Annotated in this window: 10 protein-coding genes; 4 read left to right on the top strand and 6 right to left on the bottom strand. The window is 62.7% G+C overall.

Annotation, left to right across the window (positions count from 1 at the left end):
• Window positions 1–11: 11 nt before the first annotated feature.
• The 3 genes from ACIPPQ_RS00325 to ACIPPQ_RS00315 form a co-directional block, all read right to left on the bottom strand.
• The gene (locus tag ACIPPQ_RS00325; protein ID WP_446542241.1) at window positions 12–2,273 is read right to left on the bottom strand and encodes a TonB-dependent receptor; all 2,262 of its coding nucleotides are present in this window, start codon (window positions 2,271–2,273) and stop codon (window positions 12–14) included.
• Window positions 2,274–2,758: 485 nt separating this feature from the next.
• Window positions 2,759–4,168 (bottom strand): amidase, encoded by a 1,410-nt coding sequence (locus ACIPPQ_RS00320; protein ID WP_446542240.1) that lies wholly within the window; start codon window positions 4,166–4,168, stop codon window positions 2,759–2,761.
• 89 nt (window positions 4,169–4,257) lie between these two features.
• Entirely contained in the window at window positions 4,258–4,743 is a 486-nt protein-coding gene (locus ACIPPQ_RS00315) for a cupin domain-containing protein (RefSeq protein ID WP_446542239.1), read from the bottom strand.
• A gap of 279 nt (window positions 4,744–5,022) precedes the next feature.
• On the opposite strand from ACIPPQ_RS00315, the gene nthA reads away from it, so the two are divergent.
• The 4 genes from nthA (at window position 5,023) to ACIPPQ_RS00295 (ending at window position 9,229) form a co-directional block, all read left to right on the top strand.
• The gene (gene nthA, locus ACIPPQ_RS00310) at window positions 5,023–5,649 is read left to right on the top strand and encodes a nitrile hydratase subunit alpha (RefSeq protein ID WP_446542238.1); all 627 of its coding nucleotides are present in this window, start codon (window positions 5,023–5,025) and stop codon (window positions 5,647–5,649) included.
• Window positions 5,650–5,651: 2 nt separating this feature from the next.
• The gene (gene nthB / locus ACIPPQ_RS00305) at window positions 5,652–6,344 is read left to right on the top strand and encodes a nitrile hydratase subunit beta (RefSeq protein WP_446542237.1); all 693 of its coding nucleotides are present in this window, start codon (window positions 5,652–5,654) and stop codon (window positions 6,342–6,344) included.
• Window positions 6,328–7,566 (top strand): GTP-binding protein, encoded by a 1,239-nt coding sequence (locus ACIPPQ_RS00300; RefSeq protein ID WP_446543086.1) that lies wholly within the window; start codon window positions 6,328–6,330, stop codon window positions 7,564–7,566. The genes nthB and ACIPPQ_RS00300 overlap by 17 nt, the downstream gene beginning before the upstream one ends.
• A 226-nt stretch (window positions 7,567–7,792) precedes the next feature.
• Complete coding sequence (locus ACIPPQ_RS00295) at window positions 7,793–9,229, top strand: aldehyde dehydrogenase family protein (protein ID WP_446542236.1); 1,437 nt, start codon at window positions 7,793–7,795, stop codon at window positions 9,227–9,229.
• A 168-nt stretch (window positions 9,230–9,397) separates the two neighbouring features.
• Here the strand turns inward: ACIPPQ_RS00295 and ACIPPQ_RS00290 are convergent, their stop codons facing one another.
• The 3 genes from ACIPPQ_RS00290 to ACIPPQ_RS00280 form a co-directional block, all read right to left on the bottom strand.
• Window positions 9,398–10,927: a flavin-containing monooxygenase gene (locus tag ACIPPQ_RS00290; protein WP_446542235.1), complete on the bottom strand. Its 1,530-nt coding sequence runs from the start codon at window positions 10,925–10,927 to the stop codon at window positions 9,398–9,400.
• Between the two features lie 66 nt (window positions 10,928–10,993).
• Window positions 10,994–12,244 carry an MFS transporter gene (locus ACIPPQ_RS00285; protein ID WP_446542234.1) on the bottom strand — a complete coding sequence of 417 codons (1,251 nt, stop codon included), beginning with the start codon at window positions 12,242–12,244 and terminating at the stop codon, window positions 10,994–10,996.
• A gap of 100 nt (window positions 12,245–12,344) precedes the next feature.
• Entirely contained in the window at window positions 12,345–13,703 is a 1,359-nt protein-coding gene (locus ACIPPQ_RS00280; protein WP_446542233.1) for an LLM class flavin-dependent oxidoreductase, read from the bottom strand.
• Window positions 13,704–13,769 lie beyond the last annotated feature (66 nt).

Genomic DNA, 13,769 nt, shown 5'->3' with positions numbered 1-13,769 from the left:
CCGAAACTGGGTCAGAATTTGTAGGACAGTTCGACACCATAGGTCCGCGGCGCGCCGTCGATGAGATAGTCCATTCCATAAGCCGACTGGATGTTGATCCCGTAGGTCACGAAATTCTTGTCGAACAGATTCTTGCCCCAGAGGGCAACCTCCCATCCCGCATCGCTCGACAGGGCAAGACGCCCGTTCACCAGGGCATAGGCCTTCTGACCGATCCGGTCGTAGCCCGCCTTGTCGTTGTACGCCGAGAACCATTGGCGACTGCGGAACGAGCTGTCGGCATGAAAGCGCAATTCCATTGCCCCGCCCACCGGCACGGCATAATCGACGGCGACGCTACCCGAATATTTGGGCGCCGAGATCAACCGGTTCCCCGACAGGTCGTTGCCGCTGAGGACAATCTTCTTGTACTTGGCGTCGAGATAGGTGGCGTTGAGGGCGATCGTCAGCCTGTCGACGGGTGCGACGGTGGCCTCCATCTCGATCCCGCGCAGCCGCGACGCGCCGGCATTCAGCAACACCGTCGCGATGCCCTGGACATCCTCGAACTGCTGGTTCTTGTAATCATATTGGAAAGCCGCGAGGTTCAAGCGCAGTCGCCGATCGAGCAAGTCGCTCTTCATCCCGATTTCATAGGCGTCGATCGTCTCGGGGCGGGCATAGGCCGTGTCGTTCGGCTGGCGGAAGAGATAGTGAATCCCCGCGTTGAAGTTGCCGCTTCGGTAGCCGCGGCTGTAGGTCCCATAGAGCATCACATCATCGGACGCTTCATATTCGAGCGTGAGCTTCCCGGTAACGCGCTTGTTGGTGACGAAAAGCTGCGGCGCCGAGGCCGTGGTATAGGGTCCGTCGAGGTAGGTGGTCAGACCGGCGTCGAACGCGGCGTCGATGGGGTTCGCCGTTCCGGCGGTGATGTTGCCGGGAATATAAGAGCCGATAGGCGCTCCCCCGCGGCTGGCATAGCGCGAGATATTATAGAAGATCTGACCGTCGCGATCACGCGTGTACCGCAGGCCTGCAATGACCGCAAAGCGCGGGGTCGCCTGCCAGCGAGTCTCGGTATAGGCCGCATAGCTCTTATGGTTGAGCGTCTGACGGGCCTCGATCATGCCGTACTGGCTGTAGAAATTGGAGATGTAGGCGATCGTCGCCGGATCCGTCGTCCCGAGCAAGGGCAGCAGGCCTTCGAGACCCAGAAGCCGTGAACGGTAAAGCCAGGCGGTGTTTCGCTGGGCGTTTTTCTCATAGCCGTAGTAGAGGCCGCCAATGAACTTCACGTCGCCGCTGCCCGTAGTTACAAGACGCAGATCCTGCGAGAAAGCCTTTGTGTCATTGTCGAAATCATGGTCTGCGAGAGCGCCCGCTCCGCCATCGATATCGACGAACACGCGCTTCTTCGAGCGGTGGTAGGACGACACCGAGACGATGTCGAAGCTGTCCAGGCCGAGGGTGTTCGTCAGCGTCAGCTTGTCGAAACTGACGCGCAGATATTGCCCGTCGTTGTCCGATTCGAAATCGCGCCTGCCGAGTGTGGCCGGCCGGGAATAGCCGCTGAGATCCACCCCGACACCGCCAGGCCCGACAGGTATCGCGCCGATCGGTCGATTCATCGCAGGCGTCTGATCCGTTTCGGAATGCGTATAGCGCAGGATCGACTGGAAATTGTCCGACGGTTCGAACACCAGCGTGCCGCGAATGCCCCAGCTATGCGTTTCGGCCGCGCGTTGCCCCAAATTGACGATGCGCTGATAACCCTCGTCATCTTCGAAATATGCCGCAACGCGCACGGCGAGCTTGCCGGGCACGAGGGTGCCCTCAATTCCGCCATCGAGCCGCACCGCCTTGTAATTGCCATATCCGGCCGTGAGATTTCCGGAAATATTGTCGTCGATCCGCGGCGTGCGCGAAACGAGATTGATGGCACCACCGGTGGTATTCTTGCCGTAGATCGTGCCTTGCGGGCCCTTGAGGACTTCAACGCGTTCGAGATCGAACAGGTTTGCCCCGTGCAGGAAAGCCTCACCGATGTAGGCTTCGTCCGCATAGACGCCGATGGGGCCCACTTGATTGGCCGTATAGCTGGCCTGGCTGATTCCACGGATGGCGAAGATGGGCTGGAACTTGCCCAGCACGCCCTGGACCTGCAGGCTCGGCACGAGTGCGGCCAGATCGGCGGCGGAATCGAGGCCGACATTCTCGATCGTGTCGCGTCCGAGCGCGGTAATGGAAACAGGCACATTCTGCAGATTCTCGGAGCGCCTTTGTGCGGTCACGACGATATCGCCTAGTCCGCCGCTCTCGGAAGTCTGGGCCTCGCTTTCGACAGCCCCCGCGTCCTGCTTTTCATTGGTCGCGGCGTGAACAACCTGGGGCGCAAGCGCCAGGAAAAGCGCGGTCGTTAAAAGCAGATTCTGTCTTGGCATTATTTCATACTCCCGAGAACATCAGCAGAAAGGCGAACGCTTGCTTCCGGGCGGGGGGAGTCGAAAGGGATGCCGTACGCCGTACCGCGCCATCTCTGCACGGCATCGCGGCCCGGTTCCTGTCTGCAGGCGCCAATTTTTTGGCCGAGAGTCTCAAAAGTGCATTGCGCGACGCGCATGGAGAAGATCGCCGGACCCATATGACCGGGAAGGACGGAACGGCCGCCGTGGCCGGTGGCAAATCCGCACGCGGAATGCGCAACGGCGGCGCGTACCAAGCCGCTTGTGGCCCCGCGGGTCGGAGGCCGGGTCATCCGCCTCCGAGATCCCGCTCCTTAGGAGATGTCAGGGTGCTGAAGGTGCCAGCGGGTGACCTGTTGATAGGCCCAGCCGGCCCGCACGAGGAGATCTTCACGAAACTGCCCTGCGACGAGTTGGAACCCGACGGGCGCCCCGTTTGGCGTCCTGCCGCCCGGCAGGGTGATGGTCGGATGGCCCGTCAGGTCGAAGGGAGTCGTGTATCGCATCATGTCGGAAAAGAGCTGGAGATCGTCGCCCAACATGCTCATCTGATCAACGGTGACGCCTGCACGCGCGGCGACCGGGACAAGCAGGAGGTCGACGTCCCCAAACAACGCATCGACCCGCCCGCGAAGTTCGCTCCTGCGGGCAATGAGCCGTTGATAATCGGGCGCGCGCATGCCTGAACCAAGTTCGATGAGCGCCGCGAGGCTCGGGCCATATTCGTCGCGACGGGACGGAAAGATATCCGCATGCGCCAAAGCGGTTTCGACAGCGCACAGAGGCACCCAATCTTCGACGCCCTGCTCGGGTGCGGGGAATGAAACCGTCTCGATTTGAGCACCCAGCCTCTGGAGGTTATCGAGCGCGCCAAGGAGGCATTCGCCAGTTGCGTCATCTGCAGCGTCGATGGTCCAACGCCTGTCGATGCCGACACGAAGGCCGCGCACGCCGCGCGTCATCATGGCAAGATAATCGGGCACCGGTGCGAGACTGGCTGTCGGATCCCTGGAATCGGCTCCGGCCATGGCCTGCAGGACCACGGCCGCATCCGCGGTGCTTCGCGCGAGGGGCCCGATGTGGTCCATCGAACCGGCGAGCTCGAAGGCACCATAACGGCTGACCCGGCCCCAGGTCGGCTTGATCCCGGTGATGCCGTTCGCGGCTGCCGGGTACCGGATGGACCCGCCCGTATCGGTCCCGATCGAGGCGAAGCAGAGACCCGCCGCGGGAGCCACGCCCGAACCGCTGGACGAAACCCCGGACCAGAGGCTTTCGCCCCAAGGGTTTACCGGGGCCGCGATCGAGGGGTGATGCGCGCCATAGGCGCCTTCGGTTTGCTGCAACTTGCCGAGCAGGACGGCGCCGCTGTCGAGCAACCTGTCCACGACCGTTGCGTTCTCCGCCGAGCGGAAGTCGCGGTGGATCGGCATTCCGTGGCTCGTCGGCGCGCCGACAGTCCACAGCAGATCCTTGACCGCGACCGGAACGCCGTGGAGGGCGCCGCGAATATGCCCGGCCGCAATCTCGGCATCCGCGTTGCGGGCTTGTTCGCGCGCAGCGTCTCCCGTCACCGTCACATAGCTCTTCAGCTTGGGGTCGAGGCTTTCGATCCGCGCGAGCATCAGCTCGGTTACCTCGGCCGAGCGGATCAGGCCGGACTGGATCCGCCTCCCGACTTCGAGAAGATCGAGAAAGACTATTTCGTCATTCGCTGCGTTCATGTTCGGCACCTTGACCTTTGCGTTTCGATTGAAGCCCCCTCCCGCGGGGGCGGGCACTGCGAGGAGCGGCGCCTCGAAGGCTGCGCCGGTCAACCGGCGCGAACGAGCGACATCTTGTCGGTAACGGCGCTGATGTTGAGGAAGCAGCCCAATGTGTCGCCGACATTTCGCCAGCCCCTCGGGACGCCGCCCGGCAGCACCAGGGCATCCCACGGTTCCAGAAAGACCTTGTTCTTCTCCTCGGCATCAAAATAGACAACCCAAGAGCCACTCGCCGCGAACATCAGCTCTTCGCCTGTATGGTTGTGAAGCGGCGCGCCCTGCCCAGGCTGGCAAACGCCGGTAATCAGCCGGACTTCCTCGCTCTGGACCGCAGGATGCCGCGAGACGGCGATACTCGGGTCGCCGCCATCACAATATTTGTAGGTTGGCCCATGAAACTCCGGATTGTCACTTCCGATAAAGAAATTCGGGCGCATCTGCCGGAACTTTATGAGGCCGCCCATCGCCTTCATCAACAGCGCCTCTGGCACAGTCGCCGCAGCGGTCGGAACGTCAACATTTTTATGCGTCATGGCGGATCTCCCAATTTGTCTCGACTGTAGCGACCGGAAGACTTGTCGGCTTGTCTGCAAATGGCGGGCCGCTTGCCTGAGTGTCGCAGACCCGATGTCTGCGGGCGCTGCGCCGTCCGCGCGCGCGTGACATTCTGAAGCAAGTAAACGCCATTTCCAGGCAAGACGCTCTTGCAGAAGACGCGTATCGCCTGGAGTATGAAACCTGTTCAAGCTTGGCCAAGTAAGCGACGCATAATCTTGGCGCAGGATCGCCGATCAACATAGCGAGGCCGAACGATGAAAGAGACTTCACACGACCTGCTGGCCAATACGCCCAGTGGTCGAGCCAATGCGCTGCTCAAGGTCATGACCGAGCGAGGATATGTGCCCGAAGCGTTCATCGATACCTTCACGCACACGATGGAGGTGGAATGGGATCCAGCGAACGGCGCCAGGGTCGTGGCGCGCGCTTGGACCGATCCCGAGTTTCGCGAACTCCTGTTGCGCGACGGGACCGCCGCCTGCCAGCAATTCGGATACACCGGGATGCAGGGCGAGTATATCGTAGCCCTCGAGAACACGCCAACGCTGCAGAACGTGATCGTCTGCAGCCTGTGCTCGTGCACCGCGTGGCCGGTCCTTGGCCTGCCACCGGAATGGTACAAGAGTTTCGAATTTCGGGCTCGTCTCGTTCGCGAAGGCGCCGATGTCCTGCGCGAACTGGGGGAAGACCTGCCCGACGATGTCGTCGTCAAGGTCTGGGATACGACGGCAGAAAGTCGCTACATGGTTCTTCCCGTGCGGCCTGCGGGCACCGATGATTGGTCGGAGGAAGAACTCGCCGCGCTCATCACCAAGGATGTGCTGATCGGTGTCGCGCGGCCGCGCGCCGTCGATCTGCCGCGCGGTACAGAGGGAGTTTGACGATGGACGGGATCCACGACCTCGGCGGGGTTCAGGGGTTTGGCAAGGTGCCGCACCGGATCAACAGCAAGAGCTACAAGCCGGTGTTTCATGAAGACTGGGAACATCTTGGCTACAGTCTGACCGTCGTCGGGGGCGGACTTCTCGCCGCTTATGCGACCGACGAATTGCGCCATGCGATCGAGCGCATGAGCGCGCGGCAGTATTTCTCCGCCCCCTATTTCGACCGGATCATCGTCGGTACCGCCACGCTCCTCGTCGAAAAGGGTCTGATTACGCAAGAAGAGCTGGACGAAGCGCTTGGATCGCACTTCGAGCTTGCTGCGCCCTCGAACAACCCGGGAAGGCCCGCGCCTGCCCGGGCGAATACCGCTCCGTTCGACATCGGCGACGAGGTGCAGGTGCGCGACGAGCACATCGAAGGCCATATCCGCGTTCCCGGCTATTGCCGCGGCAAGCGTGGTACGGTCCTTCATCGCACAACCGTGTCATGGCCCTTTCCCGATGCAATCGGACATGGCCAACAGGACGCCGCCCACCAGCCGACCTATCATGTCGAATTCAGCGCCAAGGCGCTGTGGGGGGAAGGCGCGCGCGAAGGATCGGTGGTCGTCGACCTCTTCGAGGGCTATCTCACGCGGGTCGAGGCGGCTCAGGATTCCCTCGCCGCACAAACGGATGGCACACAGGCCTGATTCGATGGAGGCGCAGAGCGCGGTGCGCCTTCCCGTCACCATATTGTCCGGCTTTCTGGGGGCCGGAAAAACCACTTTGCTCAACCATGTGCTGCAAAACCGCGGCGGCATGCGCGTAGCGGTCATCGTCAACGACATGAGCGAGATCAATATCGACCATGACGATGTCGAACGCGAGGCCGCCCTCGAGCGGGGCCGCGACGAACTGGTGGAGATGAGCAACGGCTGCATCTGTTGCACGTTGCGCGCGGACCTGCTCGAGCGGGTCAGCGATCTCGCGCGGCAGGGGCGCTTCGATTATCTGCTGATTGAATCCACCGGCATTTCGGAACCGCTACCCGTCGCGGAGACCTTTGCCTTTCTCGACAGCAATGGCTTCTGCCTCAGCGAGTTGGCGAAGCTCGACACGATGGTCACGGTTGTCGACGGCAGCAACCTGGAGACGATGCTGCGTTCGGGCCCGGCAGCGGGGTCGCCGGCGCCGACGATCGACGGGCCGCGGCCGATCGCCGAACTGCTTGTCGACCAGATTGAATTCGCCAACGTCATCCTCGTCAGCCGCCTGGATGTGATTGGCAGGGCGGGGTTCGAGCGCGTCAGGACGATATTGCAAGCGCTCAATCCTGCCGCCGACATCCTGCCAATGGCCAACGGCGATATCGAGCCGGCATCGATTCTCAACACGGGTCGCTTCGACCTTGCGAAACTCGCCCAGTCCGCCGACTGGATGATGCCAATGAACGGCGCTGCGGACGACCGGTCGGAAGCGGAGGAATATGGCATCGGTAGTTGGGTGTATAGGGAGCGGATTCCCTTTCACCCCGACCGCCTCGCCGCCTTCCTCAACGCCACCTGGGACAATGGCGAGCTGCTTCGCTGCAAGGGCAGCTTCTGGCTTGCCAGTCAGTTCCGCGAAGTCGGCCGGATCAGCCAGACCGGAGGATCTTTTCGGTGGGATTTCGCCGGGCGATGGTGGCGGTTCGTGCCCCAAGTGGAATGGCCGGGGGACGCATATCGGCGCAACGCGATCATGGAGACCTGGATCGAGCCCGCAGGCGACAGCCGGCAGGAAATTGTCTTCATCGGCAGACATATCGATTTTGATCGGCTCAAACGCGACCTCGATAATTGCCTGCTCACGCCCAGCGAAATTCTGGGCGGTCCCGACCTGTGGCGCACGCTCGATTCGGGGCAGTCCTTCGAACGGAAAGCCGGGGTATAGGTCGCGCGATGCCCCGCAGCTGCCGATGTCCGCATCGAGCGCCGGAAGCACAAATTTGAACATCTGAATGACTTTAGTCAGTTGACGAAATTTTGGGTCCAGTGTAGCTTTTTTAGCGAGTCTGGACGCCCTTAATCCAAGGCGTGCCGATGGAAAAAGCGCACTGGGGCGGATCCGATCGCGATCAGCTTTCCGGTGCAATCAACAGGAAAGTGAGAGGACCAAGATGCGCGAGCACCTCAAATTCTATATCGATGGGCAGTGGGTCGATCCTGCCGAGCAATGGACGCTCAACGTCGAAAATCCGGCAACCGAAGAAACCGTCGGCCGCATCGCTCTTGGCTCGGCCACCGACGTGGACCGGGCGGTCAAGGCCGCGCGCAATGCCTTTGCCTCCTGGAGTCAGACGAGTCGCGAAGACCGGCTGGCTGTACTCGGTCGCATTGTCGAAGAGTATAAGGCGCGCTTTGACGACCTCGCGGCCGCCATCACCGAGGAAATGGGGGCACCGACCTTCCTCGCGCAGCGGGCGCAGGCGCCGATCGGTCTGGGCCATCTCGGCGCAGCTATCGAAGCTCTCAAGACGTTCCGGTTCGAGGACGACCGTGGTCCGACGCGTATTGTCAAGGAAGCGATCGGTGTGTGCGGGTTCATTACCCCCTGGAACTGGCCGATGAACCAGATCGTCTGCAAGGTGGCTCCGGCTATCGCGACCGGCTGCACGATGGTGCTGAAACCGTCGGAAGTGGCCCCGTTCAGCGCCCAGATATTTGCCGAAATCATGCACGCCGCCGGCGTGCCGGCCGGGGTCTTCAACATGGTCTATGGCGACGGCCCTGAAGTCGGCGCAGCGATCGCCGCCCATCCGGATATCGATCTGGTCTCCTTCACCGGTTCGACCCGCGCGGGCATTGAGGTCGCCAGAGCGGCGGCCCCGACGGTCAAGCGCGTCGCCCAGGAACTCGGCGGCAAGAGTCCCAACATCGTCCTCGACGACGAAGCGCTCGCCGAGGGCGTCGCTCGCGGAGTTGCGACGATCATGACCAATTCGGGCCAGTCGTGTAATGCGCCGACGCGCATGCTCGTGCCGCGCGCCCGAATGGATGAGGCGGTTGCTGCCGCTCGCAATGCGGTGGCCGAGATCACCGTCGGCGATCCGCAGGGCAAGGCGAAGCTTGGCCCGGTCGTGAACAAGACCCAGTTCGACAAGATCCAGGGGCTGATCCAGGCCGGAATCGACGAAGGCGCAACGCTGGTCAGCGGCGGGCTCGGAAGACCCGAGGGGCTCGACAAGGGCTATTATGTGCAGCCGACCGTTTTTGCCGATGTCACCAACGACATGACCATTGCCAAAGAGGAAATCTTTGGCCCGGTGCTCGCGATCCTCGCCTATGACAGCGTCGAGCAAGCGATCGAGATCGGGAATGACAGCGAATATGGCCTTGCCGCGTTCGTGCAGGGCGCCGACCTTGAGAAGGCGCGCCAAGTTGCCTCGAAGCTGCGCGCCGGGCAGGTGTCGATCAATGGCGGCGGCGGCGATATGAACGCACCGTTCGGCGGCTATAAGATGAGCGGCAATGGGCGCGAGTGGGGCGAATATGGCTTCCACGAGTTTCTCGAGACCAAGGCAATCCTTGGGTACGAGCCCAAACCGGCCGGCTGAACAGGCGCGCGGGGTGACGGCGATCGCGCTGCCATCCCGCTCCCCTGAATTTTCTCGCGGTCGGGCTGAAGGCGACGGAAGTGTCGGTCGCACGCGTCCGGCCGCGAAGTTCCAGGACATCTCGCCCGTCCCAAGACGGGCGCTGGCCTGTCTCCTCGGCCCGGGGCTTCAGTGCGCGTCGGTTCGGCAACCATTGCCGATCGGTCGGCCTGCGGCGTCACGATAACCAAAGACATCGCCTTCGAGCGACACTGCGGGGAGATCGGTCTGCTCCGCCCAATAGTCCCTGCCTTGCCATTCGGACCGGGGCCCGCGCTTCGGCATGAGATGGAGCCCGCGCAGGATGTAACCGGCATTGAACACCTCGCTGTCCATGCCCGGCTTGAACTCCCTGCCGACATCCTCCGGCGCAACCTCCACCTCGACGCTCGAAGCGCCGATCGCCCGCATGTGATTGAGGAGGCGGCAGACGAAGTCGCTGACCAAATGGACCCGGAGGGTCCAGCTCGAAACCCGAAAATAGCCCAGCGTCCGCGCCATGTTCGGGATCCCGGTATGCAAGATTCCCCGGTAGCTCACGCTGTCGGCGAAGTTTCGAGGTTCGCCGTCAATCTTGAGGAGCATGCCGCCGAGCGCCGCCATTTCGAACCCCGTCGCCGTCACGATCACATCGGCCGCAAGTTCGCTCCCTGAGACGAGGCGCAGCCCCGTCGGCGTAAATGTCTCGATGCGATCGGTTACCATGCTTGCCTTGCCCGAGCGCACGGCCTTGAACAGGTCGCCATTCGGCACAAGGGCGACCCGCTGCTGCCATGGCCGGTACGTGGGGGTGAAGTGCGCCTTCACCTGCTCGGGCGGGAGATAGGCCTCGACCATTTCGAGCATGGCCGCCTTGACGGCCTCGGGATCCTCCAAGGCGCGCGTCAGCATGATCTGCTGGTCGCGAACGACCTTCCGGCGTATGATGTCATGCACGATCGCGGGCTCGACTCCCAAGTCGCGGAGCGTATCAGCAAGGGGATCGCGATTGGGTGCCGGCGAGAAATAGGTAGGCGAGCGCTGCAGCATCGTAACATGTTCGCAGACCGGCGCGAGCGAGGGGATAAGCGTGGCCGCAGTGGCGCCCGACCCGATCACGACGACTTTTTTGCCGGTCAGATCGATGTCCTCGGGCCAGGTCTGTGGGTGGACGATGCGCCCTTCGAACTGGTCCATCCCCGGCCAGTCGGGCGTGTAGCCCTGCCCGTGACGATAATAGCCCTGGCACGTCCAGAGGAAACCGCAACGGATCTCGAACGGCGTTTGTTCGGGGCCAGACACGCCTTCAACGCGCCAGTTGCCTTCATCGCTCCGCCAGTCCGCCGACAGGATGTGGTGACCATAGTGAAAATGCGGCCCCAGCCCATTTTCGTCGATCGCCTCGCCCAGATACTGGAGGATCTCATCTCGCGAAGCGATGGGACGGCCGGTCCACGGCTTGAAGCTGAACCCATAGGTAAAAAGGTCGCTGTCGGAGCGCACGCCGGGATAGCGGTGCGCGAGCCAGGTGCCGCCAAAGCTCTCGAACGCTTCGAGAACGGCGAAGGAGAGGTCCGGGCATTGACGGCGCAATTCATAAGCAGCGCCGATACCGGAAATGCCTGCCCCCAAGACGAGAACATCGACGTGCGCGGGCAGCTTGGTTTTTTCGGACGACATATTACCGCATCTCGCTCCATTGGGGCCGGGCAGCCGCGCCCTGACTTAGATCAATTCGTGTGAGGCTCACCGGCGTCCTCCCGCGAGCCGGATCGCGTCCGGGCTGGCGCGCAGCCGAGCCATGGCCACGCATCCCAGCGCCGGCCCGATGGCCAGCATGGAGAAGGCGGCGGGCCAGCCAAGCGCATGGGTTATTGGCGCCACCAACTGAATGCTGACCAAGGTGAGTAGAAATCCGGCGCAGGTTTGCAGCGTCAACATCGTGCCGACCGAATCCGGTTCGCTGAGCTCCGCGATGCTCGCTGAAAATTGCGCCGAGTCCGCGATAATCGTAATGCCCCAGATGACGGCGATGACACTGACCATCCATGGCTCTGCGCCGAGCAACCAGCCGATTGCGAGCGCGCACGCGCCGCTTGCCGCCATCGAAGCGATGGCGACCGTCGTCCTGCCCCAACGGTCGGCGAAGACGCCGCCGATCCAGGCGCCGAGCGCCCCGGCCGCGATCGCTGCAAAGGTGACGAGTTCGGCGAGGCTGTGACCGTCTGCCACGCCCGATATCCGAAAGCTCTCGGCGAGGAAGATCGCGAGCCACGTCCACATCGCGTAAAGTTCCCACATATGTCCGAGGTAACCGAGGTTGGTGAGACGGAGCGGACGGTTCCGCCACGCCTGCGCCACGCTCCCCGGCCGGATGCGCGCCGCTCTCGGGGCGTTGGGGCCAACGCCAGCGAGAAGGATTGCGACACCCCCGAAGATCGCGAACCCCGACGCCGCGATATAGATCAGGCGCCAATCGAACTGCGTGAAGGCGGCAAGGAGATGCGGGCTTGCAGACCCCAGGGTCAGCGCGCCGACCAGCAGACCGACGAGCAGGCCGAGGTCGCCCGATGCCCAGGTTGCAGCGAGCCGCATGCCGATCGGATAGACGCCTGCGAGCGCGACCCCGGTCAGGAACCGCAATCCAAGGATCGTCGCGCCGGTGGGCGGCAACGCAGCCAGCGCCCCCGAGGCGATACCGGCGGTTATCGCAGAGATCATGAAGAGCCGCCGCGGGTCGAAGCGGTCGGGAAGTCCGAGAAGCGCGCTTGCCAGCGTGCCGACGACAAAGCCTCCCTGTACGGCACTTGTCAGCAGCGCTGCCTCGAAACCCGACAGCGGCGCACTTCTGGCCAGCGCCGACGCCGCGGCGGCCGATGCGAACCAGACGGCCATGGCCGCAAACTGCGCCACGAGGATGACGCCGATAGAAGGCCATTTTCCCGCAAGTCCGCCGACCCATGCCGGCGGCAGGGCGGCGGGACCAGCGGGCGCCATGACAGAACCCTCGGCAGGTCGGTGAGTCAATCGAGCCTCCCGTTATCGCGTGCAGACAGGGCGTCGGGGCAGCCGTCGCCGCCCCGACCTATCGCTTCGCTCAATGCCGCAGGCGTGCGGCAGGATGATTGCTTTCAAGACGCGGCCCGCGCTTGAACAGCTTCTCGCGATATGTTCCCGGGGCATATTCCGTCTTGAAGGAACCGCGGCTCTGGAGCTCGGGAACAACCAGGTCGACGACGTCTTCGAAAGTTTCGGGCATCACCGCATAGGCGAGATTGAACCCGTCGAGATCGCATTCCTCGGCCCAGGACACGAGTTCGTCGGCAATATGCTTCGCGCTGCCGATCAGAACGGGACCGCCGCCGCCCAAGGCGACGCTTCGAGCGATGCTGTCGACATCCCGGTGCGCCGACGGGCCGCCTTGGGTGAACATGGCGGCAGCACTCTGGATGCTGTTGCTGCCCGCAGCGGCCGCGCCGACCTGGTCGGGCTTGGAGAAATCGATTCCAGTCCAGCCGGCCATCAGCGCCAGCGCCCCGGACGAGCTCAGATATTCCTTATACTCTTCCGCCTTCGCCTGCGCATCCTCATCGGTCGCGCCCGTGATCACGGTCGTCAGCGCGAAAATCTTGATGTCGTTCGGCGCCCGGCCGGCTTCCACCGCGAGTTTGCGCAGATTGGCAACGCTCTCCGCCAGCCGCGGCCTCGAATGCCCGACGACGAACACGCATTCGGCGTGCCGCGCCGCAAATGCGGTTCCTTTGGAGGACGCGCCGGCCTGGTAAAGGACGGGGGTGCGCTGGGGCGAAGGCTCGCAAAGATGAACCGCATTCACATGGAAATATTCTCCTTCGTGAACAACCCGGTGGACCTTCGCCGGATCGGTGAAGACGCCTTCCTCGCGATTCTTTCGGACCGCATCATCTTCCCAGCTGCCTTCCCAGAAATCATACTGGATCGTCACGAATTCCTCAGCGATGTCGTAACGGGTGTCGTGCGTGACCTGCTCGCTTTTGCCGGCCCCCTTGGCGCCGCTGTCGAGGTAGCCGGTGACGATATTCCAGCCAATGCGCCCATCGGTCATATGATCGAGGGTCGACATACGGCGTGCGAACGGCAGCGGCGCTTCATGCGAAAGATTGACCGTGACGGCGAAGGCGAGATGCTCGGTCGCATCGGCCATCGGCGGGATGATGAGCAGCGGATCGTTGGTCGGCACCTGCACGGCCTCGCGCAGCGCCGTGTCCGGGCCGCCGCCATAAACGTCATAGACGCCCACGACATCGGCAAGAAACAGGCCATCGAATTTGCCGCGCTCAAGCGTCCGCGCGAGTTTGACCCAATGGTCGGTGTGCTTGTAGTTTTCGGATTTGTCGCGCGGATGGCGCCACATCCCCTGGGACTGATGCCCTGCGCAGTTCATTGCAAAAGCATTGAGCAGAAGTTCGCGTGCCATTGAATCCTCCCTGAGTCGTTTTTTGAACTTTATGCATCCTGTTCAATATTTGTCAATTGATCAAAA

This window comes from Sphingopyxis sp. LARHCG72 (assembly GCF_052871675.1).
Note: the sequence above shows the minus strand (reverse complement) of the source record. Positions and strands in the feature narration are given on the sequence as shown.

Coding starts and splice junctions, on each gene's coding strand:
- ACIPPQ_RS00320 (WP_446542240.1), bottom strand. CDS start 4,168: ATGAACGCAGCGAATGACGAAATAGTCTTTCTCGATCTTCTCGAAGTC.
- ACIPPQ_RS00315 (WP_446542239.1), bottom strand. CDS start 4,743: ATGACGCATAAAAATGTTGACGTTCCGACCGCTGCGGCGACTGTGCCA.
- nthA (WP_446542238.1), top strand. CDS start 5,023: ATGAAAGAGACTTCACACGACCTGCTGGCCAATACGCCCAGTGGTCGA.
- nthB (WP_446542237.1), top strand. CDS start 5,652: ATGGACGGGATCCACGACCTCGGCGGGGTTCAGGGGTTTGGCAAGGTG.
- ACIPPQ_RS00300 (WP_446543086.1), top strand. CDS start 6,328: ATGGCACACAGGCCTGATTCGATGGAGGCGCAGAGCGCGGTGCGCCTT.
- ACIPPQ_RS00295 (WP_446542236.1), top strand. CDS start 7,793: ATGCGCGAGCACCTCAAATTCTATATCGATGGGCAGTGGGTCGATCCT.
- ACIPPQ_RS00290 (WP_446542235.1), bottom strand. CDS start 10,927: ATGTCGTCCGAAAAAACCAAGCTGCCCGCGCACGTCGATGTTCTCGTC.
- ACIPPQ_RS00285 (WP_446542234.1), bottom strand. CDS start 12,244: ATGGCGCCCGCTGGTCCCGCCGCCCTGCCGCCGGCATGGGTCGGCGGA.
- ACIPPQ_RS00280 (WP_446542233.1), bottom strand. CDS start 13,703: ATGGCACGCGAACTTCTGCTCAATGCTTTTGCAATGAACTGCGCAGGG.